This is a genomic window from Ramlibacter sp. GS1-15, from assembly GCF_057785015.1.
Map to the genome: position 1 here is coordinate 3,223,095 of NZ_JBYNTU010000001.1, position 22,852 is coordinate 3,245,946.

27 protein-coding genes and 1 pseudogene are annotated in these 22,852 nt (G+C 64.3%); 10 read left to right on the top strand and 18 right to left on the bottom strand.

Features of this window, described 5'->3' with window-relative positions; genetic code table 11:
• Nucleotides 1-63: 63 nt before the first annotated feature.
• Nucleotides 64-1,014, bottom strand: a complete 951-nt coding sequence (locus AC3EF3_RS16070) for a LysR family transcriptional regulator (RefSeq protein WP_488533149.1) — start codon at nt 1,012-1,014, stop codon at nt 64-66.
• A gap of 163 nt (nt 1,015-1,177) precedes the next feature.
• Here AC3EF3_RS16070 and AC3EF3_RS16075 point away from each other — a divergent pair, with 163 nt between their 5' ends.
• Nucleotides 1,178-2,062 carry a transporter substrate-binding domain-containing protein gene (locus AC3EF3_RS16075; RefSeq protein ID WP_488533150.1) on the top strand — a complete coding sequence of 295 codons (885 nt, stop codon included), beginning with the start codon at nt 1,178-1,180 and terminating at the stop codon, nt 2,060-2,062.
• Nucleotides 2,059-2,853 carry an aspartate/glutamate racemase family protein gene (locus AC3EF3_RS16080; RefSeq protein WP_488533151.1) on the top strand — a complete coding sequence of 265 codons (795 nt, stop codon included), beginning with the start codon at nt 2,059-2,061 and terminating at the stop codon, nt 2,851-2,853. Before AC3EF3_RS16075 ends, AC3EF3_RS16080 begins: the two co-directional genes overlap by 4 nt.
• Before the next feature lie 81 nt (nt 2,854-2,934).
• Here the strand turns inward: AC3EF3_RS16080 and AC3EF3_RS16085 are convergent, their stop codons facing one another.
• A complete protein-coding gene (locus AC3EF3_RS16085) occupies nt 2,935-4,257 on the bottom strand; it encodes an MFS transporter (RefSeq protein ID WP_488533152.1) in 1,323 nt (440 codons plus the stop codon).
• A 93-nt stretch (nt 4,258-4,350) separates the two neighbouring features.
• On the opposite strand from AC3EF3_RS16085, the gene AC3EF3_RS16090 reads away from it, so the two are divergent.
• A complete protein-coding gene (locus tag AC3EF3_RS16090) occupies nt 4,351-5,268 on the top strand; it encodes a LysR family transcriptional regulator (protein ID WP_488533153.1) in 918 nt (305 codons plus the stop codon).
• Nucleotides 5,269-5,365: 97 nt separating this feature from the next.
• Here AC3EF3_RS16090 and AC3EF3_RS16095 read toward each other — a convergent pair whose 3' ends face one another.
• Entirely contained in the window at nt 5,366-5,689 is a 324-nt protein-coding gene (locus AC3EF3_RS16095) for a hypothetical protein (protein WP_488533154.1), read from the bottom strand.
• 163 nt (nt 5,690-5,852) lie between these two features.
• On the opposite strand from AC3EF3_RS16095, the gene queC reads away from it, so the two are divergent.
• From queC to AC3EF3_RS16110, 3 genes are read left to right on the top strand one after another with little or no spacing between them, the layout of a single operon-like run.
• Nucleotides 5,853-6,560: a 7-cyano-7-deazaguanine synthase QueC gene (gene queC, locus AC3EF3_RS16100; RefSeq protein WP_488533155.1), complete on the top strand. Its 708-nt coding sequence runs from the start codon at nt 5,853-5,855 to the stop codon at nt 6,558-6,560.
• On the top strand, nt 6,557-7,192 hold the full coding sequence (gene queE, locus AC3EF3_RS16105; RefSeq protein WP_488533156.1) for a 7-carboxy-7-deazaguanine synthase: 636 nt from the start codon (nt 6,557-6,559) through the stop codon (nt 7,190-7,192). Before queC ends, queE begins: the two co-directional genes overlap by 4 nt.
• The gene (locus AC3EF3_RS16110; protein ID WP_488533157.1) at nt 7,189-7,551 is read left to right on the top strand and encodes a 6-carboxytetrahydropterin synthase; all 363 of its coding nucleotides are present in this window, start codon (nt 7,189-7,191) and stop codon (nt 7,549-7,551) included. Before queE ends, AC3EF3_RS16110 begins: the two co-directional genes overlap by 4 nt.
• 63 nt (nt 7,552-7,614) lie before the next feature.
• Here the strand turns inward: AC3EF3_RS16110 and AC3EF3_RS16115 are convergent.
• From AC3EF3_RS16115 to AC3EF3_RS16140, 6 genes and pseudogenes are all read right to left on the bottom strand, one after another.
• Nucleotides 7,615-7,839: pseudogene (locus tag AC3EF3_RS16115) on the bottom strand (IS30 family transposase); the annotation flags it as partial.
• Nucleotides 7,840-8,215: 376 nt separating this feature from the next.
• The gene (locus tag AC3EF3_RS16120) at nt 8,216-8,419 is read right to left on the bottom strand and encodes a hypothetical protein (protein WP_488533158.1); all 204 of its coding nucleotides are present in this window, start codon (nt 8,417-8,419) and stop codon (nt 8,216-8,218) included.
• Nucleotides 8,420-8,440: 21 nt separating this feature from the next.
• Nucleotides 8,441-8,797 (bottom strand): hypothetical protein, encoded by a 357-nt coding sequence (locus AC3EF3_RS16125; RefSeq protein WP_488533159.1) that lies wholly within the window; start codon nt 8,795-8,797, stop codon nt 8,441-8,443.
• Between the two features lie 10 nt (nt 8,798-8,807).
• Entirely contained in the window at nt 8,808-9,605 is a 798-nt protein-coding gene (locus AC3EF3_RS16130; RefSeq protein WP_488533160.1) for a trypsin-like peptidase domain-containing protein, read from the bottom strand.
• A gap of 43 nt (nt 9,606-9,648) precedes the next feature.
• Entirely contained in the window at nt 9,649-9,921 is a 273-nt protein-coding gene (locus AC3EF3_RS16135) for a hypothetical protein (protein WP_488533161.1), read from the bottom strand.
• A gap of 1 nt (nt 9,922) precedes the next feature.
• Nucleotides 9,923-10,141, bottom strand: coding sequence for a cold-shock protein (locus AC3EF3_RS16140; RefSeq protein WP_488533162.1), 219 nt, complete (start codon nt 10,139-10,141; stop codon nt 9,923-9,925).
• 607 nt (nt 10,142-10,748) lie between these two features.
• Between AC3EF3_RS16140 and AC3EF3_RS16145 the strand changes: the two genes are divergently transcribed.
• The gene (locus AC3EF3_RS16145) at nt 10,749-10,949 is read left to right on the top strand and encodes a hypothetical protein (RefSeq protein WP_488533163.1); all 201 of its coding nucleotides are present in this window, start codon (nt 10,749-10,751) and stop codon (nt 10,947-10,949) included.
• A gap of 381 nt (nt 10,950-11,330) precedes the next feature.
• Nucleotides 11,331-11,699 carry a hypothetical protein gene (locus AC3EF3_RS16150; RefSeq protein ID WP_488533164.1) on the top strand — a complete coding sequence of 123 codons (369 nt, stop codon included), beginning with the start codon at nt 11,331-11,333 and terminating at the stop codon, nt 11,697-11,699.
• A gap of 13 nt (nt 11,700-11,712) precedes the next feature.
• On the opposite strand, the gene AC3EF3_RS16155 is transcribed toward AC3EF3_RS16150, so the two are convergent.
• From AC3EF3_RS16155 to AC3EF3_RS16170, 4 genes are all read right to left on the bottom strand, one after another.
• The gene (locus tag AC3EF3_RS16155) at nt 11,713-12,774 is read right to left on the bottom strand and encodes an extracellular catalytic domain type 1 short-chain-length polyhydroxyalkanoate depolymerase (RefSeq protein WP_488533165.1); all 1,062 of its coding nucleotides are present in this window, start codon (nt 12,772-12,774) and stop codon (nt 11,713-11,715) included.
• Between the two features lie 152 nt (nt 12,775-12,926).
• Complete coding sequence (locus AC3EF3_RS16160; protein WP_488533166.1) at nt 12,927-13,058, bottom strand: hypothetical protein; 132 nt, start codon at nt 13,056-13,058, stop codon at nt 12,927-12,929.
• A gap of 1 nt (nt 13,059) precedes the next feature.
• The gene (locus AC3EF3_RS16165; RefSeq protein ID WP_488533167.1) at nt 13,060-13,236 is read right to left on the bottom strand and encodes a hypothetical protein; all 177 of its coding nucleotides are present in this window, start codon (nt 13,234-13,236) and stop codon (nt 13,060-13,062) included.
• Between the two features lie 149 nt (nt 13,237-13,385).
• The gene (locus AC3EF3_RS16170; RefSeq protein ID WP_488533168.1) at nt 13,386-14,699 is read right to left on the bottom strand and encodes a cation:proton antiporter; all 1,314 of its coding nucleotides are present in this window, start codon (nt 14,697-14,699) and stop codon (nt 13,386-13,388) included.
• Between the two features lie 152 nt (nt 14,700-14,851).
• Here AC3EF3_RS16170 and AC3EF3_RS16175 point away from each other — a divergent pair, with 152 nt between their 5' ends.
• Nucleotides 14,852-15,319 carry a hypothetical protein gene (locus AC3EF3_RS16175; RefSeq protein ID WP_488533169.1) on the top strand — a complete coding sequence of 156 codons (468 nt, stop codon included), beginning with the start codon at nt 14,852-14,854 and terminating at the stop codon, nt 15,317-15,319.
• A 12-nt stretch (nt 15,320-15,331) separates the two neighbouring features.
• Here AC3EF3_RS16175 and AC3EF3_RS16180 read toward each other — a convergent pair whose 3' ends face one another.
• On the bottom strand, nt 15,332-16,051 hold the full coding sequence (locus tag AC3EF3_RS16180) for a Crp/Fnr family transcriptional regulator (RefSeq protein WP_488533170.1): 720 nt from the start codon (nt 16,049-16,051) through the stop codon (nt 15,332-15,334).
• A gap of 542 nt (nt 16,052-16,593) precedes the next feature.
• Between AC3EF3_RS16180 and AC3EF3_RS16185 the strand changes: the two genes are divergently transcribed.
• Nucleotides 16,594-17,742, top strand: coding sequence for a sensor histidine kinase (locus tag AC3EF3_RS16185; protein WP_488533171.1), 1,149 nt, complete (start codon nt 16,594-16,596; stop codon nt 17,740-17,742).
• Between the two features lie 305 nt (nt 17,743-18,047).
• Here the strand turns inward: AC3EF3_RS16185 and AC3EF3_RS16190 are convergent, their stop codons facing one another.
• The 4 genes from AC3EF3_RS16190 to AC3EF3_RS16205 are packed head-to-tail and all read right to left on the bottom strand — an operon-like array spanning nt 18,048 to nt 22,823.
• Complete coding sequence (locus tag AC3EF3_RS16190) at nt 18,048-19,058, bottom strand: transketolase family protein (RefSeq protein ID WP_488533172.1); 1,011 nt, start codon at nt 19,056-19,058, stop codon at nt 18,048-18,050.
• Nucleotides 19,055-19,912: a transketolase gene (locus AC3EF3_RS16195; RefSeq protein WP_488533173.1), complete on the bottom strand. Its 858-nt coding sequence runs from the start codon at nt 19,910-19,912 to the stop codon at nt 19,055-19,057. Before AC3EF3_RS16195 ends, AC3EF3_RS16190 begins: the two co-directional genes overlap by 4 nt.
• A 26-nt stretch (nt 19,913-19,938) precedes the next feature.
• Entirely contained in the window at nt 19,939-21,804 is a 1,866-nt protein-coding gene (locus tag AC3EF3_RS16200) for a TRAP transporter large permease (RefSeq protein ID WP_488533174.1), read from the bottom strand.
• Nucleotides 21,801-22,823, bottom strand: a complete 1,023-nt coding sequence (locus AC3EF3_RS16205; protein WP_488533175.1) for a TRAP transporter substrate-binding protein — start codon at nt 22,821-22,823, stop codon at nt 21,801-21,803. The genes AC3EF3_RS16200 and AC3EF3_RS16205 overlap by 4 nt, the downstream gene beginning before the upstream one ends.
• Nucleotides 22,824-22,852: the final 29 nt, after the last annotated feature.

The window sequence follows — 22,852 nt, forward strand, 5'->3', positions numbered from 1 at the left end:
AGCGCTCTTCGCGCGACTGCAAAGTGCTTTGCGTAGGAACCGTGGCGATGTCCGCTGTTGCAGTCAGCTTCGAAATTTCCGAGGCACTGCCGCGCGTTCGGCATCTCGCGAAGTGAGGTCTGCACTCAGCACTTGGTGAAGGACCTGCTGCACCGACTTGATGAACGTGCGCGCTGCGACTGAACTTGCGCGCGAAGCGGGTCGTGCAGCACAAACTGGGATTTGCATAACGGGCAGCAGCGGGACCACGTCCATGTCCTCGGACGCAGACAGGGCAGTACACGTGTCAACGATCGCGATGCCATGACCGTGACGTGCCAAAGCAAGCGCGGTCTGGTACGTCTGCACGGACACGTTCGACGTTTCACCAATCCCACTTTCGCGCCAGGCCTGCGCCAGCATGACGCCGAGCGGGTCGCGGGTGTCCAAGCCGATGTGAGGGAAGCTCGTGAGCTCCCGCAGGGAGATTCCGGCGAGCGACTTGGACGGGAGCACGCCGCGACGCGCGACACACACGAGCGGGACCGGAGCAATTATTTCTTGCACCAACGCAGGATGCGCCGCGGCGCCGAAGACGAATCCCACGTCAGCCTCTTGCAAAGCCAGCGCACCCACAATGTCACTCGAGTGCAGCGTTCTGAAGCACACCGGAACGTGTGCATGCTTTGCGCGAAACCGCGTGAGAGCCAATGGCAGTACCTCGTGCCCGAGCGTAAGGCTCGACAGCACCTGCAATTCGTGGGATGCGGAGCCGCTCGCGAGCGTTGACGCGACTCGGCGGACCGTGTCCAGGTCAGCGAACACTCTTTCGACGTGAGGACCGAGCGCCAGCGCTTCCGGTGTTGGGACGAGGCGGTTTTTGACCCGGTGGAACAGCGGCATGCCCAGCTGGATTTCGGCGTGCTGCAGGGTCCGACTCACGGCTGGTTGCGTGACATTCATCAGCCTTGCTGCATCCGAAACGCTGCCGGTCAGCATCACGGCATTGAAAACCTCTATGTGCCGCAGTCGCATCGCCGTCGCTCCGAGGGTTCGGGTGCACGATTGTGACAGCAACGGAGGCTACACACCGAAGGCCATAACCTGCTGTTATGGCCGATCGTGCAAAGAGTATTAGGCGGGCGTCCGCACCGCTCCTACGATTTGTCCACCCCATTCACACGCAATTGGTTGCCCCATGTACTTCCGCTATCTGATGGTCCTGCTCATTGCAATGGCTGCTGCCTACGACGCCTCTGCCGAAGATACCCTCAAGAAGATCGCCGACTCAGGCAAATTCACGCTGGCGTACCGCGAGTCCTCGGTTCCGTTCAGCTACGAGGTCGGCCCCGGCAAACCGGTTGGCTTTGCGATGGATATCGCTGCCGCCGTCGCGAACGAGATCAAGCGCACGCTGGACAGGCCAGCGCTGGAGGTGAGCTACGTGCCCGTCACTTCGCAGAACCGCATCCCGTTGCTGCAGAACGGCACGGTCGATCTCGAATGTGGCTCTACCACCAATAACACCACGCGCGCCCGAGACGTCCAGTTCGCCGTGAACCATTTCTACACAGGCACGCGCCTGCTGACGAAGAAGACGTCGGGGGTCTCCAACTACGCCGACCTTGCAGGAAAGACAGTCGCAACGACCACCGGCACGACGAATGCTCTGGTCATGCGCAAGTTCAACCAGGAAAAGCGTCTGGATTTCCAGCTGGTGTACGGCAAGGACCACAGTGAATCCATGCTGCTCGTGGACGCCAATCGCGCCACCGCCTTTGCAATGGATGATGTGTTGCTCTACGGGTTGATCGCCACCGCCAAGAATCCCAAGGAGTGGGTTGTCGTCGGCGATGCAGTACAGGTTGAGCCTTACGCCTGCATGTTGCGCAAGGATGACCCGAAGTTCAAGGCGCTGGTAGACCGCGTGATCATCGGGATGATGAACAGCGGTGAATTCGAGCGTCTGTATGCGCGCTGGTTCATGTCGCCGGTTCCGCCGAACAACATCAACCTGCAGCTGCCGATGTCACCCCAGCTGAAAGACAACATCAAGCAGCACAGCGACAAACCGGCTGTGTGATCGCGGCCATGCAAGCAGCCTTTCCGCCACCTCACCGCGCTCCCACGGCCGTCGGCATCATCGGCGGAATGGGTCCTGCAGCAGGCGCGAGATTCGTCCAACTATTTGTCGAAGAATGTTCGCACCTCTTGGCGGCCGCCGGGTTACCGGTGAAAGACCAGTCGTTTCCTGAACATTGGCTCGCCCAGGTGCCGGTGCCTGATCGAGTAGCCGCACTCCAACAGCCGAACGGGGCGGTGGAGAGCCCGTTGGTGGGCATGAAGCGCGCAGCCGCGCGGCTCGCGAGCCTCGGCGCTGGGACAATAGCGATCGCGTGCAATACCGCGCACGCGTGGCATCGGCCCCTGCAGGAGAGCCTTCCCGACGTCCAGTTAATTCACGGCGTGCGCGAGACGGTGCTCTCAATTGCCCACCAAGGTGTAAGCGAAGTTGGCTTGCTCGCTACAGAAGGCACTTACAAATCGAGACTGTACGATCACGCATTCGCGGAAGCAGGCGTGCGCTGCATCATTCCAAAGCCTGACGAGCGCGCGATGCTCATGGAAGGCATTTTCTCGGGCGTAAAGGCAGGCAAACTGCAACTCGCGCGCGAGCGATTCGAGTCTGTCGCACACGCGCTGGTGGACCGACACGGATGCTCGACCCTCATTTTGGGCTGCACGGAAATCCCGCTGGCGCTGACCTCATCCGAGCGAAGTGAAGTCACTTTGGTAGATCCTGCGCAGGTGATGGCACGTGCGCTTGCCCAGAGGGCGTACGCCGTTGACCTGAAGCCGCTGGCGCCAGAATAGCCGGATCATCGCCGGTCCTGCGGCACAGTTCGCCTGCGGGCTGCGCGCTGCTCGGCCGTGCGATGCACACGATGTGGGCCACTACGCGAGCGGCGACCTGGGGTCGTTAATGAGGGAAGCGAACCTGGTGCTGAATCGGCAGGAGACCCGCACTGTGCTGCGGGTAGTGGCGGGCCGGTTCATGTCTCCAGGGGCGATCAACGGCTTCTGGCTTAGCCTCAGCAGCAGGGCCGCCAGGGCGCTGATCGTTCCAACGGCCACAACGCCGATCCAGCCGAACGTCGTCAGGGCCACGCTGCCAATCAGTGCACCTGTCGCCATTCCGGAGAACATCGCGGTGTACAGGACGGCGTTCAGCCTGCTGCGCGCCGACGCATCGATGCCGTAGACGATGCTCTGGTGCGCAACAAGCGAGGCTTGCACACCGAAGTCAAAGCCGATGGCGCTTCCGATCAGCAACGCAAGCTGCGCGGAGGGCGACAGGAGATCCATCGGCGCCATGATCGCAAACGAGACCGCAGCAATGCCGGCACCGAGCAAGATCACGATGCGCGGACCGCGATGGTCGACGAGCCGGCCCGCAAGAGGCGCCGCGAGTGCACCGGCCGCACCGGCGAGTCCGAACGCGCCGGCGGCTGCGCTGTCGAACCCGAAACGCGCATGCAGCATGAGCGCGAGCGTGGACCAGAAGGCGCTGAAGCCGACCGACAGCAGCCCCTGCGCGTAAGCCGCGCGCCGCAGTACGCCGTGGCGACGCCACAGATGCAACATGGACCCGAGCAGCTCCTTGTAGCCGAGCTGCGTCGTGGGCGCGAACGAGGGGACCGCCAGCCAGATGCCGGCGCCGAGCACGACAATGCCCGCCGCCGCTGCGCCGAACATGAGGCGCCAGCCCGCCATCTCAGCGACCGCGCCACTCACGAGCCGGGACAGCAGGATTCCCAGGAGCAGGCCGGTCATCACGGTTCCCACAACTTTGCCTCGCGCATGGGAAGGGGCCAGCGTGGCGGCGGCGGGCACGAAATCCTGAGCGAGCGTTGCCGCCAGGCCAGTGACCAGGCTGGCCATGAGCAAGGCGGCCATCGTCGGCGCGAGGGCGCTCGCCAGCAGGCCGAGCGTCAGCAGCAGCGCCTTGACGAGCATGATGTGGCGCCGGTCGTACCTGTCGCCAAGCGGCGCGAGCAGGAGAATGCCCACAGCGTATCCCAGCTGCGTGAGCATGGGAACGGTTCCTGCGGCGCCTTCACCGGCGTGCAGTGCATGCGCAACGGCAGGGAGCATCGGCTGGCTGTAGTACAGCGAAGCCACGCTCATGCCCGCACCCGTGCCAAGCAACAAGGTGAGGGGCGTGGAGAGCGCCCGTGGTCCGGCACCTTGTGCATGCGGAGAAGGAATGACCAGCATCGTGAACGACCTTTCGAGTGGAGTGGATGCCTGTGATTTTTCGCTTCCAGACGAGAGCCGGATAGACTTCAGCGCGCACAATACCTATACGTCATGCGCATACAGAAACCCACCTTCTCGGGCGATCGGCTGGAGCTGCTGCAGACATTCGTGCGCATCGTCGAGAGCGGCAGCATGTCGGCAGCCGCGGAGCAGCTCGGCACCACGCAGCCGACCATCAGCCGCCGCCTTCAGGCGCTGGAGCGGCTGTTCGGTGTGCGCCTGCTTCAGCGCTCCACACACGCGCTGAAGCTCACCGCTGACGGCGAGCGGTGTCTGCGGTTGGTGCGCTCGCTGATCGATGAATGGGAGTCCCTGCAGGAAGAGCTGCGCGGCACGCACGCGGAGCCTGTCGGCACGCTCAGGGTGCTGGTGCCGCACGCGTTCGGACAGGCGCGGCTCGTGGAACCGCTCGCAACATACCTGCGCTCGTTCCCCCGCTTGAACGTGGAGTGGCTGCTGCACGACCGGCGACCGGATTTCGTCGCGGAGGGGATCGACTGCGCGATCCAGGTGGGCACGATCGACGACCCGACCGTCGTGGCCGTGCCGCTGTTCCAGGTGCCCCGCATCGTGATCGCTGCTCCGGAGTTGCTCGCGGGCCGAAGGGCGATACGCCAGCCCGCAGCGCTGAAGGAACTGCCGTGGCTTGCGTTGCAGACGTATTACCGCGATCGCGTCGTGCTGCACAAGGGCGCGCAGTCAGAGACCTTCGCCATTCGGCCGCGAGTCAGTACCGACAGTCTCTACGCGTTGCGAACGGCCGCTCTCTCCGGTCTGGGCGTCGGCATCGTCTCCGCCTGGATCGTCGAGGAGGATTTGCTCGCAAAGCGCCTGCTGCACCTCGTCCCGCGATGGTCGGCGTCGCCGCTGACGGTGCACCTGGTGTATCCGCAGGCACGCTTCTATCCGGGGCGCCTTCGGCACTTCCTGGAAATCGTGAAGCAGTACGGCGCCGCACGCAGCGGCTAGCCGTTCGCAATGCAACTAGGCCAGAATACCCATGGCTCCGCTGAACTGCGCGCTTGTGCGACCGTGCTCAATGAGCGTGTAGCGGCGACGAAATGTTTTATCGATGGCAGTTGGACTGCCCGGCCGCGAATCGCCGAAATACGCACGAGGGCTGGAGAGTAAGGGCGTCGATCCCTTCCTTCACCAGGTCGGTATAGCTGTCCTGCAGCCGCACGTCGAGTTCGAGCCGGGTGTGGTTCTGTGCCATGCGGGCGAGCACGGGCAGCAGGAAGTCGTGCCCGAGGACGATCGGCATATCGACACGCAACAGCCCCGCGGCTTGCGCCCGCGTACCCGACGCTTCGGCCTCGATTGCCTCAAGCTCCGCGAGCAGGCGCTGGCACCGCTCGAAGAGCCGTTCGCCGTCGCCCGTGAGGCTCACCTGCCGGGGGTCGTACGATGGAACAGCCGCACACGCAGCGCGGGGCCAAGAGCCCGCGGTCCTGCACGGGCGCACTCGACCCGGGATAATCCGCAGATCGGCCGGCGCTGCCGCGGCCGAAGGCGCCCCAGGGCCGCGCAAGCCGACCCCGCCCCCCACACCCATGGATTCCCAACACGCACTCGTCCTCTTTTCCGGCGGGCAGGATTCGACCGTCTGCCTGGCCTGGGCCCTGGACCGCTTCCCGCACGTGGAAACGGTCGGTTTCGACTATGGCCAGCGCCATCGCATCGAACTCGATTGCCGCGCCCGCGTGCGCGAGCGCATCGTCGCGCAGTTTCCGCAGTGGGCGCCACGGCTCGGCGCAGACCACGTGCTGCAGGTGGACGTACTCGGGCGCATCAGCGATACCGCACTGACGAGCGACGCCGAGATCGCGCTGCAGGCCGACGGCCTGCCCAACACCTTCGTTCCCGGACGCAACCTGCTGTTCCTGACGCTCGCTGCGGCCCTGGGCTACCGGCGCGGCATGGCCGTCCTGGTGGGCGGCATGTGCGAGACGGACTACTCGGGCTACCCGGACTGCCGCGACGGCACGATGAAGGCGATGCAGCAGGCGCTGACGCTGGGCATAGCCCGCCCTTTCATGATCGAGACGCCGCTGATGTGGCTGGACAAGGCCGCCACGTGGGAGCTGGCGCAGCGCCTGGGCGGTGACGCGCTGACGGACATCGTCCGGGAGGACACGCACACCTGCTATCGCGGCGAGCGCGGCGAGATGCATCCGTGGGGGCACGGCTGCGGATCTTGCCCTGCTTGCGAACTGCGCGCGCGCGGCTACGCCGCCTGGCAGCAAGGCAGCACGGCATGACGTACGCGGTCAAGGAGATCTTCTACACGCTGCAAGGCGAAGGCGGCAACGCAGGGCGCGCGGCGGTGTTCTGCCGGTTCGCGGGTTGCAACCTGTGGTCCGGGAGGGAGAGCGACCGCGCCGGGGCGCAGTGCCGCTTCTGCGACACTGATTTCGTGGGCACGGATGGCACGGGCGGCGGCAAGTTCGCGGACGCGGATACGCTGGCCGATGCAGTGAAGGCGCACTGGCCGGCGGGGGTGCCGGGCAAGCCACTGGCAGTGCTGACCGGGGGCGAGCCCCTGTTGCAGGTCGACGCCGCCCTGATCGGCGCGCTGCACGCGCGCGGTTTCGAAATCGCGTTGGAAACCAACGGCACGATCGAGCCGCCCGCGGGCCTGGACTGGATCTGCGTCAGCCCCAAGGCGGGCACGGAACTGCGCGTGCGTGTCGGCCACGAGCTGAAGGTCGTGGTGCCACAGGACGAGCTGGACCTCGACGCGCTCGTGAAGCTGCCGTTCGGCCGCCACCTGTTGCAGCCCATGGACGGCCCGTTACTGCGCGAGAACACGGCATGGGCCATCGCGCGCTGCCTGCAGGACCCACGCTGGCGCCTGAGCGTCCAAACGCACAAGATGGTGGGGATCCGATGAAGTACGAGGTTTCACAGCGCTTCTTCTTCGACGCCGCGCACACCCTGGAGCGCGACATTGAGCGCGAAAGCAGCGCACGCGTGCATGGGCACACCTATCAGGCCGAAGTCGCCGTCGCGGGGGAGCCGGATGCGAGCGGAATGGTGGTGGACCTGGGGCAGCTGCGGCACATGCTCGCGCAGCTGCGGGGCGCGCTGGATCACCAGTTGCTCGACGACGTCTCCGGGCTGGGCAAGCCCACGCTGGAGAACCTGTGCCGCTTCATCGCCGAACGCGGTCGTGCCGCAGGTTTGCCGGTCAGCCGGGTGTCCGTCTGGCGCGAAGGAATCGGGGATCGCTGCGACCTGCGGCTCGCCTGACATGCGGTCGCTTCGGACGCGCCGAAGTCTCCCGTGCTGTCAGGTCTGCTTTTGGTGGCGGATTCAACCGGTCGACGCAACACATTCGTCGAACATCTCAGCTGGCGTCCTGAAGCCCAGAGTCTTCCGAGGACGTTCATTCAATTTTCTCGCGATGGCATCGAGACTGGCCTGTGAGTAGCCGGAGATGTCGAGCCCTTTCGGCAAATACTGCCTGAGCAGTCCATTCGTGTTCTCGTTGGTGCCGCGCTGCCAGGGACTCTGCGGATCGCAGAAGTACACCTTGACCCTATCATGCGGCCGAGCTAGAAGTGCTCACCCGAAATTCCCTACATGGAGAATCTCGCGCGAGTGACGCCAACCGGGGATCGGAGCTCTAGGCTGACCGAATGAACGACGTGAAGGCGATCACCGACGAGTGGCGGCAGATGGAGAGGCTGGCAATCGAAGCGGAAGTACAACTCCACAGCGCGTTGGCCGCGTATCACAGAGGCGTGTCCCGCATCCCGCCGCCGCCTGAGGCCGCAGAACAGCCCGGGAACTGCGACGGATCGCGGATGCGAAGTACCGGGAACTCCACCGCGCGATGGATGCTGCGCTCCAGCGCGCGCAGGCGACGTAGCCGACACCCCAGTGGCCGAACGGGGGGTAGCCTGCCCGTGAATCAGCATCCGTCCTTGCAGCGGTGCTGGGACGCGCCGGCCAGCTTGAACGCGCGCAGTTGCGAACGCGGCCGGTGCTGTCCACACAGCAGGCAACTCATGTTCGAGGAAGCCATCCCGGCGAAGCTGCTTCCGGCGGCCTTGCTTTCGTAGCGCAGGCCACCCGGGCGGATGCGCGTGGACTGGTCGTCGCTGTAAAAGGGCATCAATCTCTCCTTGGGGCACTGTCAAGCGCTGGTCGTGCGCCCGGTGTCGAAGTTGACGAGCGCACGCGCGGCCTTCTGCGACCGCTCGACAGCATCCCTCCATTCGTTCCAGGCTGCTGTGCCGCTTCGGTCAGCAACCAGGTCGCGCGCAGCAAGCCACGTCAGTCGCTCCGCTGCGTTGGCACGCTCGTACTCTTCGATGAGAACGCCCACATCCAGGTCGGCATCGCGGGATGCGGGCGATCCACTCAAGCTGGCGTACGGCTCGGTCGGCACGGGCCTGTAGGTGGGCCCCGCCGCTTCCTGCTGCGCCGCACGCTCTTTGGCTTCGTCGCGGTTGTGCTGGTCCCATTCATCCCGCTTGCTGGAGTTGCTCATGATCTTTCCTTCAGCCGGTTGGCCGTGAGACGAGCCGACTGCGCACACCAGGACGCGGCCCCATTTCGGCGTCGCTGAACGTGGCATCGGCTTGCGTCAGTGTCATCAGGATGTCTGCGTACCACGTGCAGTTCAAGCCCAGCGTATCGTCCTGAGCGGCGTCGCGGTCGCGCATGTCCATGCCGGCCGAGTGAATCCCCATCAGACGCCACAGAATCTCGCCGGCGCCTGCGCCGCAGCGCAGCACCACAGGCGCGCCGCTCGTGCCCCGGTGCATCCGCCCATCGGTCAGGAAGTAGCCTTGCCCCTCGAAGCGAACGCCGAAGGACGATGCGACGATGGCGTGTCGCACCACGGGAAGGTGGTGCCTTGTGTCGTAGAAGCCAAGTGGAAATGCGACGATGCGCAGCGAAGCGCCGGCCTCCACTTCCGATGAAGGCGGCTGGATGTGATGCGGCTCGAAGGCGCGCATCACCGATTCGTGCGGCAGGTTCTCGCGGTCAATCTCGATCACAGCGACATCGACCGGCCCGCCAGAGTCGGCGCCCTGTCGCCAAACGGCTCGCCCTTCATGATAGAGCAGGATCGATAGGACGACCGTGCGCGTCAGGTTCACCGCGTCCACGTGAAGCACGAGTTCGATACGGTCGGGAAAGTGTCCCGACGGCTCGTCGTGCAGGACGTGACGGCTCGTGACCGCGAAAAGGCGATCGTCGCGTTGGAAGAAGAACGCGGTAGCAGCCGTGAGCAGTTGGCGACCGCGGAACGTGGATACGCGGGTGGTCGTCAGAAGCAGCGGCTCGGTCATCGGATTTCCTTCGTGCGGCCGCGAGTCGTTGGGCTTCGCCGGATCAGGTCGCGCACGCCATGCGAGGCGCGCGTGAATCGTCGATCCAGCGGCGCGCTTCCGCGTGCGCGCCGGCGGCCGCCTCGGCGGCCGACCGGAAGAACTGCTCCAAGCGCAGCATACGGTCCGTGGTGGCGGACCCTGATCCTGAGCGGATCGAGACCGAGCTGGAAAACCAGCCGTCTTCCAACGCCTTGACCAAAGGGGAGACGAGATATTTGCCGACGCGCTGTGCGCCGGCGTTGCGTGGCGTTGCCGCGAGCAGATGAGAACTCAAGTCAGGCGATCGTTCGGATGTTGGAAGCCTGCGGCCCCTTGGCGCCTTGCGTCACATCGAACTGCACGCGCGCGCTCTCGGCGAGCGTCTTGTAGCCGTCGGCGCCCTGTATCTCGCGGAAGTGCGCGAACAGGTCCTTGCCGCCGTCGTCAGGGGCGATGAAGCCGTAGCCCTTGCCCTCGTTGAACCATTTCACAGTTCCGGTCTGGTTTGTCGTCATGTCGATCTTTCGATGAAGAGTGTTGCGGGCAGCATGGAGCTGCGCCGTGCGTACGCCAAGAAATCATCGGAGGGAGATTCGACTGCGGCTTCCCGACAAAATGCGGGAGTGGGGGAAGAGAAACCTGAGATGCAGACTCTTGAGAAACGTCAACGATCCTATGGTAATCGATTCCGCCGAACCGCGCTTTGTTGTGGAAAGATGAGGTTGCACGGTCCAGCTTCGCGGTCGAGCGACCGGCTGATGGACCGCGTCCGGGCTGCGATTTGCCATCTGAATTCTCAAACGTGCCTGCGCCGCGCGAACCACTTCGGTGTCCTCCACCGCTGGTTTGATGGTCATGGGATTCGGTGGGCCGCGTCTCGTCGCCGCTGGTCTCATGCGTGTTCTGGTCCTCCTTGGGAATCGAGGGTGGATGTTTTTGGTTCATCGCTACTTCTTTATGCGCCTTCATGGACGGCGCCGCCGTAGGACACCGCGAGTCAATGCTCGGCCGTCAGCCAACTGTAGTGATCGCAACACAAATCGCTATCGCGAATCGCGCCGATATCCGCGTCTGCGCGTCGCGTCCTACATGGCGGAGGGTCTGCGCTCCCTACGATGCTGCATGACCCCCATCACCTCCATCAGTCGCTTGCACTGCCATGCGTCGGACAAATCGGCGCGCGTGGCAGAAGCCAAGCTCGCACAAGCCTGGTCGGAGTTCGCGGCGGGGAAGTTCCTGCCGCCGTCCCGGGAGCTCGTTCAAGACGCGATCCGACTGCGTCGTGAGAGCGATGTCGTGTTTGGTCGGCTGCGCTTCGTTTAGACACGCAAGCGCCGCGAGGTCCACGCGAGCATCGTCACGAAAACATCGCGAGCAGCCGTGCCCACCCCGGCCAGAAGGTGAGCGCGAGCGCCGCGAAAATCGCCAGCACCGTTACAAGGTGAAATTCACCATCATCCTGCCCGCCGGATGATGCGGGCCCGCCGCCCTGCCGAATAGCGAGCGACAGGTTTCATCGGCGTTCCTTAAGTCCGCGTGTCCGGAGCAAGGCACGCCTGGATGCACTTCCCTCACCGTAGATGAAACATACGTTGGCGGGACGGCGCATACTGGGTCACGTTCCCATCTGGCGCTCTTCCGTTCGGCGTGCTCATGGCGCTCCTCACTACGGATTTTCGACCGCCTCGACAGGCGGTGCGCCCCATGAATCAATTCGAGCTTCGATCGATCCGAGAGTTGTCCATTGCGGACGTGCTCGAGGTATCAGGCGATGTTCGCCTCTTCAGAGTCATGCACATCGACAGCGGAAACCGCATAGGTATGAGCAAGATTCACGTGCTGTCGATGGACGGCAAGACGCGCGTCACGTCATCGTCAGTCATGCGGGCTGCCGCGCAGGAAGAGCGTCGGCTGTGGGAAGCGGTCAAGGGACGTCACCCCGGGCAACTGAAACATGACGCCGGTGCCTGGTCGGCCTGGGTGTGTGCCGAACGGAAACTGCGGAGATTGACGGATGAGGCGAAAGCAGCTGACCCGGCTGAACGAGTAGCGACCAAGACTGTATGGGGTTGAAGGTGATGCGGACTCAGCCGTCCGGCGATTCGCTTGTGTTCCGGTCCTGCTCCGCGAAGAATCGCAGCATGGCCGCAGTCGCGTCAGGCCCCTTCGGATCGGTGTAACTGCCGCGCGCGCTGCCTCCGGACCAGGCGTGCCCTGCACCATGGATCACCCAGTACTCGGCAACGACCTTGCCCGCGGCATCGCGCTGCAGGTGTCGCGTCCATTCGCGTCTATCGGGCTCCCGACCCAATTCGATCTCGGCGGGCATTCCTTCCGGCGAGCTGACCGCGTAGAGATGAAAGCCGTTGTCCGGATGCACGGTATCGTCGGCATCGCCGTGCACGACGATCGTTGGAACTCGCGGACCCGGCGTGCCTTTGTCCGGTGACCGGCCGCCCTTCATGGCTTGAAGCGCGGAAGGCAGGTCACGGGCCGTGCCCGCGGGCAGGCCGGAGTGAACACCGATGGCGGCGAAGATCTCGGGATAGGCTTGTCCGAGGATCGCGGCCATCGCGCCGCCGGCGGACAGTCCGGCGACGTAGACGCGGGCCGGATCCACCGCATACTGGCTGGCGATGTGTCGCACCATGGCGGCGAGCAGCGCCGGTTCGCCGCGGCCGCGCGTTTGGTGGCTGTGCTTGAACCAGTTCCAGCATCCTTGCGGATTGGCCTTTCGCGACTGGGCGGGGTAGAGGACGAACATGCCGAGCTCTCGCGCTGCTTCGTTCATGCGCGTGCCCGCTGCAAAGTCGTCGGGGTCTTGCGTGCAGCCATGCAGCATGACCACCAGGGGAAGCGGGCCGGCTCCCGGCGCGCTTGCAGCGGGAGGTACGTACAGTTTGTAGTCGCGTGCGGCAGTCCCAACGCCGAAGCGGCCTGCGATGAATTGCTCCGAGTGGTGGCTGCCCGACAGCTCTGGCGCCGCGGGCAAACGCGGATCGTCCAGGTCCGGTATCCATCGCGCATCCACGTCGATCACGTCGCTTCGGGGTTCCATGGTCATGGGCATGCCACCCAGCGCATGCTGGATGGCGCTCGTCGCGGAGTGCAAATCGCCGGCGCGCGTCAGGGCCGTGGCGTGTTCCATCGCGCGAAGAAATTCTGCTGGCTTCATGCTGGCTTTCGGAGACGGTGACTCGCCCCAATGAATCAATCAGTTGGCACCGCCCCGGAGATCTGCAAGGCGACAACTTGAATCGGTTTGTTCGAATTGCAGGCGACGCTGCCGAGGCGCGCTTCTCAAACCCAGCGATGCCAGAAATTCAGCGCCAAGGCGAGAAAGATCAGCAGCACGATCGCAGCGCCAAAGGTATGCGCGGATGTCCACGTTCCGGCGGGTTCGCCGAAAGCGCCACGCTCTCTTCGTTCCATCTCAGCGCGGACCATACTTCCGCGCCAGCAGCGCATCGAGTTGGTTTTCGAGGCTTTGAGCCAGGAAATGCGCCTCGAGATACTGCTCCTGAGAACCGGTTTGCCGAAGTCTTCCCGCGTTCGCCTCGGCTTGCGCCAGACGCTCCTTCAGGCTCGCTATCGTTTCGGCGTTCGTCATGGATTCACGGGTGGGCGCACTGGACAATCTCACAGTAGGCAGTGTGCGCTCAGCGAGACCATGGTGGTCCTGCGTGCACAAACAGTTTCTCTTTACGTGATTCGCCACGGCGCAAGCGTTCGGTCGCTCTGGCTGCCTCGCGCGCACGCTCATTCGTCGGCAGCATCGCGCCGCCCGGCCCGGCGCAGGCTCCAGAGCATCAGCGGGCGCGCGCTCAGGCCGTGCAGCACGATGGATGCAGCGATGGTCCAGAGCGTCAGAGACAGCAGCGTGTCTGCCGCAGCGCCGGTGACTCCGGTGCGCAAGGCCAGAAGAAGGTAGAACAGCGAACCGATTCCGCGAATGCCAAACCAGCTTCCGAGGGCGATCTGCCCCGCACCTGCACGTTCACCGATATAAGAGGGCAACACAGACAGGGGCCGCAGCACGAGGAACAGCAAGGGAACGAACCACCACGTGGACGGCGTGACGGACGCATACGGCAACATCGCGCCCACCAGGAGCACCAGCCCCATCTCGGAAATCTTCTCCATCTGCTCGTTGAAGCCTTCGACCGAGCCGCGCATCGTCTCGCTTGCGTGATGGGAATGCCCGGCCAGGGTCGCGTAGGAATGGCCCGCCGGTGTGTGCGGCGGCTCCAGGGCCGGGCTCCCAGGCGCGGGGCTTTCCCGCACGCGGGCCAGCGCCAAGCCCGCAGAAAAGACGGCGAGAAAGCCCGAGGCGGCGAACAGATGCGCCAGGCCGTAGGACGTACCGATCAGGCCCAGCCCCAGGAACACGTCGAGGCCAAGCGCCTGGCCATGGCGGCTGCGAAGGAGCACCACCGATTTCCCCACCAGCGCGCCCAGGATGAAACCGATCGCGAGCCCGCCCAGGGTGGACCACAGGAAGTCGAAAAGCACCCAGTCCAGCAGCGGCCGCTCGAGCAGCCCGGCAAGCGCGAGTCCCAATAGGGCGAATGGGTAGGCCGCGCCGTCATTGAGCGCGCCCTCCGCAGCCAATGTGAAGCTCACCGGATGGGGTTCAGCTCCCTTTTCGGGCTGCAGCGCGGAGGCGAGCACGGGATCCGTGGGCGCCAGGATCGCACCCAACAAGATGGCCAGTCCCAGCGGCAAGTGGAGCAGCACGACACCCACTGCGGCCACGAGCCCGACGGTGATGCCGAGAGAAGCGAAGGCGAGCTTCAGCGGGAGCCACCAACGCCGGTCCCGTAAGCCGAGCCGCAGACGAAGGCCCACCGCGAACAATGATACAAGCAGGCCGATTTCGGCAATGCGCTCGAGCAGCACGGCGTGCGCAACAGGGTCGGGACGCAGAACACCGAGGATGGAGGGGCCGAGCATCCACCCGATTGCCAGATACACCATGGGGCTGGTCAATGGCAATTGATGCAAGGCGCTGTTGACCAGCACCATCGCCAACAGGAGCATCCCCAACACCAGCAGCCAATTCGGATTGCTCACGGCGCCTTATGCGCTTTGGACTGACCCTGCGCGCGTAGGACATTGACGCTTCCACGATTGGGGTGAGCGCAAGAATGCTCGGGAGCTGCGTTCGGTAGCGCACAGACCTTGGTCCTTGCATCCGCGATGCTGCTCACGCCAGGAATTGTTCCATGGCTTTGGAGCTCCACATGATTCTGCCGCCCGTCCAGTCCGACGTCACAAGCGACGCTGCGGATGCGAGCGCACAAAGCGTCTTCACGTCCGAGGGAGGACGGCTTGATCCAGGCGCGTCAGCGCGCCTGGACGAGACCGAAGATCGACGCAGGTTGATGGCCGAGCTGGATATCAGCCATGTGGGTCGCTCATATCGCTTCCGCAGCTACCGGTATGACAACCTCGACGATGCGGTGCGCTACGCGCGCCTGGTAAAGGCTAGGTCGTCTCGCGGCTTGCCGGAAGACTGCGAAACGTTCACCCAAGCAGCTCGCGACGACGAGCAACCTCCCGGCGCGTCCGACCGCAAGACCATGGCGTTGCTGGGCGTCTCCTACGTTGCCGGGCGATATGCCTATGAGAGCTTCCGCTACGACAGGTTGGCCGACGCGTTGGCGTATGCCAGGCGGCAACAGCATCGGTGATGGCGAGGGCAGTTAGCTCGCCACCTCATTTGGAAGAAGCCTGTCGTATTCGGCCTTGACCACGGCATAGCACTCGCAGGTACGTCGCTCGAGGCCCGCGCGATCCAGAACGGCAATGTGGCCGCGCTGGTAGCGGATCAGCCCGTCACGCTGCAAGCGCCCGGCCGCAGTGGTGACACCCTCGCGACGAACGCCGAGCATGTTGGCAATGAGTTCCTGTGTCATCACCAGGTCCTGCCCGCGAAGGCGGTCAAGGCTAAGCAACAGCCATCGGCACAACTGCTGGTCCACACTGTGATGGCGGTTGCAGATCGCAGTCTGCGCCATTTGCGTGATCAGCGCTTGGGTAAACCTCAGGAACAGGTGCAACACCGGCGTTGAGCGCGCAAAAGCGTCTTTGATGAATCGTCCGCTCACGCGATAGCCCGTTCCAGCGCTTTGCACAACAGCACGGCTCGGCGTGGTCTCTCCGCCCATGAACACCGCAATGCCGACTAGCCCTTCGTTGCCGACGACGGCAATCTCCGCGGTCGCGCCGTCCGCCAGCACATGCAGCAGCGAAACGATGGACGTGACCGGGAAGTAGACGTGCTTCATCTGTACCCCCGACTCGTAAAGCACCGAGCCCAGCGGCATCTCGATCGGTTCGATCGCACGTGCCCAATTCGACCACTCATCGCGTGGCAGCGCCGCGAGCAAGCTGTTCTGTTGAGAGCGCACATCCGGTGTCATAGCGATCTCCTTGCCGGTCGGGCTGGCAGCAAAGGCGCTGCGCAGTCCAGTATACGAACGGCCGCTGGCGTGGGATGGCGCACAGACACGAGACGGCGGGATATCCCAAAATGCGAGCATCGTTGGGCCCCATCATGAAAACAGTCCCGGATCTCGTGCAACGCCAGTTCAAGGTCGACAGGAACACGCATGAATTCAGCGCGGAGGAGTCGTCCCACACGGTATCTCTTGGCGAGCAGAAGCGCGGGGGTGGCTATCGCAGCGGTTCGTCAGGCGCCGGTACATCGGATCACGAGGCCTCGCCGCGTCCAGCGGATCATGGGCATCCAGGTGGACAGCATGGGCGATGACAGCGCCAAATGACCCTCTGTACGTATAGCCCGACCGCGGAGGATGGCCCGCGCGGCTACAACGGCGTATCCTGAGAGCCCAGCTACCCTCGTGCCCTTAGCTGGCGCGCGCACTCGGCGCCTTTCCTGTGCCACCGCACCCGCGCCGGGATCGCAAGGCATCTTCCGACGTGCTTCCCCTGGACTCGCGAAATGATGCACACCTTCATCGCCAACAATCGCGCCGAGCTGGTCGAACGCTGCCGGGCCAAAGTGGCCCGAAGAGCTCATCGTGCCGCCACGAATGCGCAGATGCGCAACGGCATACCGATGTTCCTTGACCAATTGCAGCGGACGCTTGAAGCCGAAGAAGGTCTCGATGACAAGCAGAGTTTGCAAATTTCGGGGGCGGCCGGCGGCGCAGCGTCCAGTCTCTCCGAGATCGGAGTGAGTGCGACTGCGCACGGCAAGCAATTGCTCGAGCTCGGCTTCACCGTCGACCAGGTGGTGCACGACTATGGCGACCTGTGCCAGGCCATCACCGACCTGGCCGTTGAGCGCGATGCTCCTTTCGGAGTGGGTGAGTTCCGTACGCTGAACCGGTGTCTCGACAACGCGATCGCCGATGCGGTGACCGAATTCAGTTTTCAGAAGGACGTCGCCGTCGAGCGGCAGCGCGAGTTCGCGCTTCGCCGGCGAATCGGCTCTCTCGCGCACGAGCTGAGGAACGCTCTTTCGTCCGCAACGTTGGCACTGGCCGCGCTGGAGACAGGTGGCCTGCCCGTGAACGGAGCAACGGGTGGCGTCCTCAAGCGCGCCCTCGGGTCAATGACGCGCCTCATTCATTCGGCTGTCGAGGAAGTGCGTGAAGGCGCGACCGACGACGCAAGCCGCGAGATCTACAGCTTGGACGAACTCATCGCGGACGCCGCATCCGCCGCCAGGCTGTACGCCTCCACCAGCGGCTGCGCGTTGATCGTGCCGGCGATCGATCCGGAAGTCGAGTTGCACGGAGATCGCGAACGCATCCTCGCTGCCTTGGGCAATCTGCTGCAGAACGCCTTCAAATTCACCGCGCCGGCAACGGACGTCACGTTAGAGGCCTCCGCATACGGGTCCTCCGTTCACATCGAGGTCAGCGACCATTGCGGCGGCCTCGCTTCCGGCAGCATCGATCGTTTGTTTTCTCCATTCACCCAGAGAAACACCGATCGCTCCGGACTTGGACTGGGTTTGTCGATCGCGCGACAGAGCGTTGAAGCGGACGGAGGAACGCTGTCGGTCAGGAACCGGCCCGGCCACGGCTGCACGTTCGTTGTGACCCTTCCCCGCCACCACAGCACGACGTCCAGCGACGGATGAATCGGCGCGATGCCGCAATGACACACGACCCCTTGGTGCAAAACCAAGTCACGCAAAAGTCACGCAAAAAAGAAAATGGGCTAGCCTCTTTCGAAGCTAACCCATTGATTCAATTGGCGCGGCTGGCAGGATTCGAACCCACGACCCCTTGGTTCGTAGCCTGTGAGACGCTGAACAGGGGTCTGTGAAATCAACGACTTACGGGCGTCCACCCAACGTTGAAATGTCGCGCAGTGCCTATAGGCGCTTTTAGGAGTCGCGCAAAAGTCGCGCAGAAGTCACGCAACGAAAGCGCGTTGCAGTGCCTACCGCAGCCACGCCTTGATCCGCCCCGCCAGGGCTTCGCGGCTGATGCCGTAACGATCGTGCAGCGTCGGCAGGGCGCCGGCGTCGAGGAAGGCATCCGGCAATCCCGCAAGCTCGAAGCCCGCCGGCTGCACCCGATGGCGCAGGAGCGCGCTTGCCACGGCTTCGCCCAGGCCACCGATCACCGAATGGTTCTCGGCAACGACCACGAGCCTGTGCTTGTACTTCACGGCTTCGATGATGGCCGCTTCATCCAATGGCTTGATCGTCGGGCAGTGCAGCACGGCAACGCCGACATTGTCATTCGCGAGATCCGCCGCCGCCTCCAGTGCCCGCATCGTGAGGATGCCGCTCGAGATCACCAGCACGTCGTTGCCTTCGCGCACGATCTTCGCCTTGCCCAGCTCGAAGCTGTAGCCTTCGACCTCTTCGAGCACCACGGGCACCTGTCCGCGCAGGAGCCGCATGTAGACCGGGCCCTTGTGCGCCGCAATCTGCGGCACGGCCTGCTCGATGTCGAGCGCATCGCACGGATCCACGATCGTGAGCCCGGGGATGCCGCGCATCATCGCGATGTCCTCCGTCGCCTGGTGGCTCGGACCATACCCCGAGGTCAGGCCCGGCAGCGCGCAGCACATCTTGACGTTCAGGTTCTCCTCGGCGATTACCTGGTGGATGAAGTCATACGCGCGGCGCGTGCCGAACACGGCGTAGGTGGTCGCGAACGGCACGAGGCCTTCCTTCGCCATGCCGCCGGCAGCGCCCATGAGGAGCTGCTCGGCCATCCCCATCTGGTAGAAGCGGTCGGGATAGGCCTGCGCGAAGAGATGGAGGTCGGTGTACTTCGCGAGGTCGGCCGTCAGGCCCACCACTTCCGGATGGCTGGCGGCGTATTCGACCAGCGCCTTGCCGAACGGTGCGGCCCGCACCTTCTGGCCCTCCGACGCGATCGACGCGATCATGGCCGACGTGGTCAGGCGCGGCTTCTTTTCTGCGGTAGCGGTGTTCATGCTGCGGCTCCTTCGGTTTGCGATTGGCGCCGGGTCTCCTCGAGGATGTCAAGCGCTTGCTGCCACTCGGGCGGATCGACGCGGATGAAGTGGTTCTTCTCGCGCTTCTCGAGGAAAGGCACGCCCTTGCCCATGAGCGTGTCGAAGAGGATCACGCGCGGCTTCTTCACTTTGGTCGAGCGGGCGATGTCGAACGCCTCGATCACCGCGGCAAGGTCATTGCCGGATACGCGCTGGACGTGCCACCCGAAGGCGGCCCATTTGTCGGCGAGCGGCTCGAAGCCCAGTACCTTGCCCGATGGGCCGTCCGCCTGCTGGTTATTGATGTCGACCAGGCAGATGAGGTTGTCGAGCGAATGGTGCGCGGCCGCCATCGCAGCTTCCCATGTCGATCCTTCATCGAGTTCGCCGTCGGACATCGAGTTGTAGACGAAGGCCGGATTGCGCTTCTGCTTCAGGCCGAGCGCCATGCCCACTCCGATCACCAGGCCCTGTCCCAGCGAGCCGCCTGAGATCTCCATACCGGGTGTGTACGTCGCCATGCCGGACATCGGCAGGCGGCTGTCGTCGCTGCCGTAGGTCTCCAGCTCCGATTCGGGAATGATCCCCGCTTCAATGAGCGCTGCGTAATGCGCGATCGCATAGTGGCCGTGCGAGAGCAGGAAGCGGTCGCGTCCTTCCCACTCGGGCTCGTCGGGGCGCAGTCGCATCGCATGGCAGTAGGCGACGGCGAGCACGTCGGCCCAGCCGAGCGCCTGGCCGATGTAGCCCTGGCCCTGCACCTCGCCCATGCGCAGCGCGTAGCGCCGGATGCGGTATGCGCTTTCGCGCAATGTGTTGGTCAGTTCAGGCATGTCCGTTGTCTTTCGTGGAAGTTGATTCACTTGTCCAGCAGGCCGATCGAGAACCAGGGGACGAAGGCGACGACCAGCAGGCCGACGAGCAGCGCGCCGAGGTACGGCCAGATGCGATGCATCGCCTTGTCGGGGTGCACGCGGCCGATCGTGCAGGCGGCGTAGTAACCCAGGCCGAAGGGCGGCGCGAACAGGCCGATGCCCATCGCCAGGATGATCACCATCGCGTAGTGCACCTCATGAACACCGATCGCCTTTGCGACCGGGAACAGCAGCGGCGCGAACAGCACCATCGCCGGGATGCCTTCCAGAACGCTGCCCAGAACCACGAACGCCGCGATCGAGACCAGCAGGAAGCTGTACTTGCCGCCCGGCACGCTCGTCATGAGCTGCGCGAGGCTGTGGGAGAAGCCTGATTGCGTGAGCGCCCAGGACATTCCCGTGGCGGTGCCGATGATGAACAGGATCGCACCCGAAAGGGCAGCGGTGTCCACGAGCATCGGATAGAGACGGCGCCAGTCGAAGCGGCGATAGATGAACAGCCCCGCGAGCACTGCGTACGCGATGCCGATGGTCGACACCTCCGTCGCCGTCGCCACGCCTTCGACGACCGCCGTGCGGATCAACACGGGCAGCAGGAGAGCGGGAACTGCGACGAGCACCGTCTTGCCGATGACGCTCAGCGGCGCGCGCTTGAGGCCAATCGCAATCTCGGCGCTTCGCCAGCGCGCGAGCACGGCCAGCAGCACTGCGAGCACGACACCGGGAAGGATGCCGCCGGTGAACAGCGCCGCGATCGACACTCCTGCGACGGAGCCGATCGTGATCAGCACCAACGAAGGCGGGATCGTTTCAGCCATCGCGCCTGATGCAGCGAGCAGCGAGATCAGCTCGCCTTCGTCATTGCCGCGCCTTTTCATCTCAGGCAGAAGCACTGGAGCCACGGCGGCCATGTCCGCGGTCTTCGCACCGGAAATACCGGAGACAAGCAGCATCGCGCCCAGCAGCACGTAATTCAGGCCGCCTCGCACGTGGCCGACGAGCGATGCGAGGAAGTCCACCATTGCCTTGGCCATCCCCGTCATCTCGACGAGGTGGCCGAGCAGGATGAACAGCGGCACGGCCAGCAGGATCAGCGAACTCATGCCTTCGTCGATGCGACCGCTCACCACCGACAGCGGAGTCGACGTGACGGTCAACAGGAATGCCACAGTCGCCATCCCGAAGCAAAAGGCAATCGGCACACCGAGCAGCACGCCGGCTCCCAGCAGCACAGCGAAGAAGATGACGAGGTTCCAGTTGCCGATCGCCTGCAGCCAGTCCGCGCCGAGCCACATCGCACCGGCCAGTGCAGCGATGCCGACTCCGATCGCGACGAGGTCGACAAAGCTGCGACGCGCGAGCCGCAGCAGGCAGATCGCGATCATGAACACGCAGCCAACCGGAACTGCCGCGGCGCGGACCGTGTTCGGCCAGGACAGCGCCGGGGTCTGCACGACCCATTCGTCGCGCGCGTACTCTGTCATCGGGCCGATCAGCATCACGAGCCACAGGCACGGGATCGCGACAGCGAGCACTTCGGCCCAGGCCTGAGCGCGCTCGCTCCAGCGCGAGACCAGCGCGGTCGTACGCATGTGCGTACCACGCCGCAGCGCCACTGCCGCACCGAGGTTCGCGAGCCAGAGGAACAGGATGGATGCCAGTTCGTCGGCCCACGGAATCGGGCTGTTGAAGATGAAGCGCGCGATGACACCCGCGAGCAACACTGCGACTTCACCGACGACCAGGATGGCCGCTGGCGCTTCGATCAAGTGGCCGAGCCACTCCTCGGCGCGCTCGCCCAGCGAGCGGCCGAGCCGGATGGGTTGGGCTTCGAGGAGCATGGCGCTCACCCGAGGCTCCCGACGCTGTCCTGGAGCAGCTTCCAGGCATCGTCGCCGAACTTTGCGCGCAGGTCCTTGTAGAACGTGCCCTTCGCCAACGCGTCCTTGAACGCCTTCTTGTCGGGCTCGATGATCTGCACGCCCTTGGAAGCGAGATCGGTGCGCAGCGACACGCTCAGCGCCGCAATGTCCGCGCGTTCATCGGTCGCGGCCTTTTCCAGTTCACGGCGCACGATGTCCTGGATGTCCTTGGGCAGGCGTTCGACAGCCTTGCGATTGCCAAGGATCCAGTACGCGTCCCACACGTGGTTGGTCAGGCTGCAGTACTTCTGCACTTCGTACAGGCGCGCGGTACTGATGATGGCGAGCGGGTTCTCCTGGCCTTCGACGAGTTTCGTCTGCAGCGCGGAATACACCTCGTTGAAGTTGATCGGCGTCGGGCTCGCGCCGAGAGCGGTGAAGAGAGACGACAGCATCGGGGCGGCCGGCACGCGCAGCTTCAGGCCCTTGAGGTCATCGGGCGTCTTCACCGGCTTCGTCGACGTCGTGACGTGGCGAAAGCCGTTGTCCCAGGGCTTGGACATCGTCAGGATGCCCGCCTTCTCGATCTGCGTGCGAACGTAGGTTCCGAGCGGGCCGTCCATCGCTTTCCACACTTCGCTGTAGTCGTGAAACGCGAAGCCGGTGTTCACGATGCCCGCGGCCGGCACGAGCGTCGAGAGCACCACGCTCGCCTGGTTGAAGAACTCGACACCGCCTGAGCGCACTTGCGAGAGCAGGTCGGTGTCCGAGCCGAGCTGGTTCGCCGGAAACAGCTTGATCTCCAGGCGTCCGGCGGTGGCCGTGCGGATGCGATCGATCGCTTCCTGCGCGCGCTTGTTGACCGGGTGCGAAGGGTCTTGCCCCGTGGCGAACTTGTAGGTGAACTCGGCGGCGTTCGCTGGGCGCGAGGCGATCGAGAACAAGGGCAGCGCCGACGCGGCGCCAAGGACTTGGCGGCGCGTGAAGCCGCTCTTCGATGCTGTCATGGTTTGTCTCCTCAGGTGGATGGAAGTGC

Bases quoted from the DNA above. Each gene is read 5' to 3' on its own strand.
- AC3EF3_RS16070 (WP_488533149.1), bottom strand. From the start codon at position 1,014: ATGCGACTGCGGCACATAGAGGTTTTCAATGCCGTGATGCTGACCGGC.
- AC3EF3_RS16075 (WP_488533150.1), top strand. From the start codon at position 1,178: ATGTACTTCCGCTATCTGATGGTCCTGCTCATTGCAATGGCTGCTGCC.
- AC3EF3_RS16085 (WP_488533152.1), bottom strand. From the start codon at position 4,257: ATGCTGGTCATTCCTTCTCCGCATGCACAAGGTGCCGGACCACGGGCG.
- AC3EF3_RS16090 (WP_488533153.1), top strand. From the start codon at position 4,351: ATGCGCATACAGAAACCCACCTTCTCGGGCGATCGGCTGGAGCTGCTG.
- queC (WP_488533155.1), top strand. From the start codon at position 5,853: ATGGATTCCCAACACGCACTCGTCCTCTTTTCCGGCGGGCAGGATTCG.
- queE (WP_488533156.1), top strand. From the start codon at position 6,557: ATGACGTACGCGGTCAAGGAGATCTTCTACACGCTGCAAGGCGAAGGC.
- AC3EF3_RS16110 (WP_488533157.1), top strand. From the start codon at position 7,189: ATGAAGTACGAGGTTTCACAGCGCTTCTTCTTCGACGCCGCGCACACC.
- AC3EF3_RS16120 (WP_488533158.1), bottom strand. From the start codon at position 8,419: ATGCCCTTTTACAGCGACGACCAGTCCACGCGCATCCGCCCGGGTGGC.
- AC3EF3_RS16125 (WP_488533159.1), bottom strand. From the start codon at position 8,797: ATGAGCAACTCCAGCAAGCGGGATGAATGGGACCAGCACAACCGCGAC.
- AC3EF3_RS16130 (WP_488533160.1), bottom strand. From the start codon at position 9,605: ATGACCGAGCCGCTGCTTCTGACGACCACCCGCGTATCCACGTTCCGC.
- AC3EF3_RS16140 (WP_488533162.1), bottom strand. From the start codon at position 10,141: ATGACGACAAACCAGACCGGAACTGTGAAATGGTTCAACGAGGGCAAG.
- AC3EF3_RS16145 (WP_488533163.1), top strand. From the start codon at position 10,749: ATGACCCCCATCACCTCCATCAGTCGCTTGCACTGCCATGCGTCGGAC.
- AC3EF3_RS16150 (WP_488533164.1), top strand. From the start codon at position 11,331: ATGAATCAATTCGAGCTTCGATCGATCCGAGAGTTGTCCATTGCGGAC.
- AC3EF3_RS16155 (WP_488533165.1), bottom strand. From the start codon at position 12,774: ATGGAACACGCCACGGCCCTGACGCGCGCCGGCGATTTGCACTCCGCG.
- AC3EF3_RS16160 (WP_488533166.1), bottom strand. From the start codon at position 13,058: ATGGAACGAAGAGAGCGTGGCGCTTTCGGCGAACCCGCCGGAACGTGG.
- AC3EF3_RS16165 (WP_488533167.1), bottom strand. From the start codon at position 13,236: ATGACGAACGCCGAAACGATAGCGAGCCTGAAGGAGCGTCTGGCGCAA.
- AC3EF3_RS16175 (WP_488533169.1), top strand. From the start codon at position 14,852: ATGGCTTTGGAGCTCCACATGATTCTGCCGCCCGTCCAGTCCGACGTC.
- AC3EF3_RS16180 (WP_488533170.1), bottom strand. From the start codon at position 16,051: ATGACACCGGATGTGCGCTCTCAACAGAACAGCTTGCTCGCGGCGCTG.
- AC3EF3_RS16185 (WP_488533171.1), top strand. From the start codon at position 16,594: ATGATGCACACCTTCATCGCCAACAATCGCGCCGAGCTGGTCGAACGC.
- AC3EF3_RS16190 (WP_488533172.1), bottom strand. From the start codon at position 19,058: ATGAACACCGCTACCGCAGAAAAGAAGCCGCGCCTGACCACGTCGGCC.
- AC3EF3_RS16195 (WP_488533173.1), bottom strand. From the start codon at position 19,912: ATGCCTGAACTGACCAACACATTGCGCGAAAGCGCATACCGCATCCGG.
- AC3EF3_RS16205 (WP_488533175.1), bottom strand. From the start codon at position 22,823: ATGACAGCATCGAAGAGCGGCTTCACGCGCCGCCAAGTCCTTGGCGCC.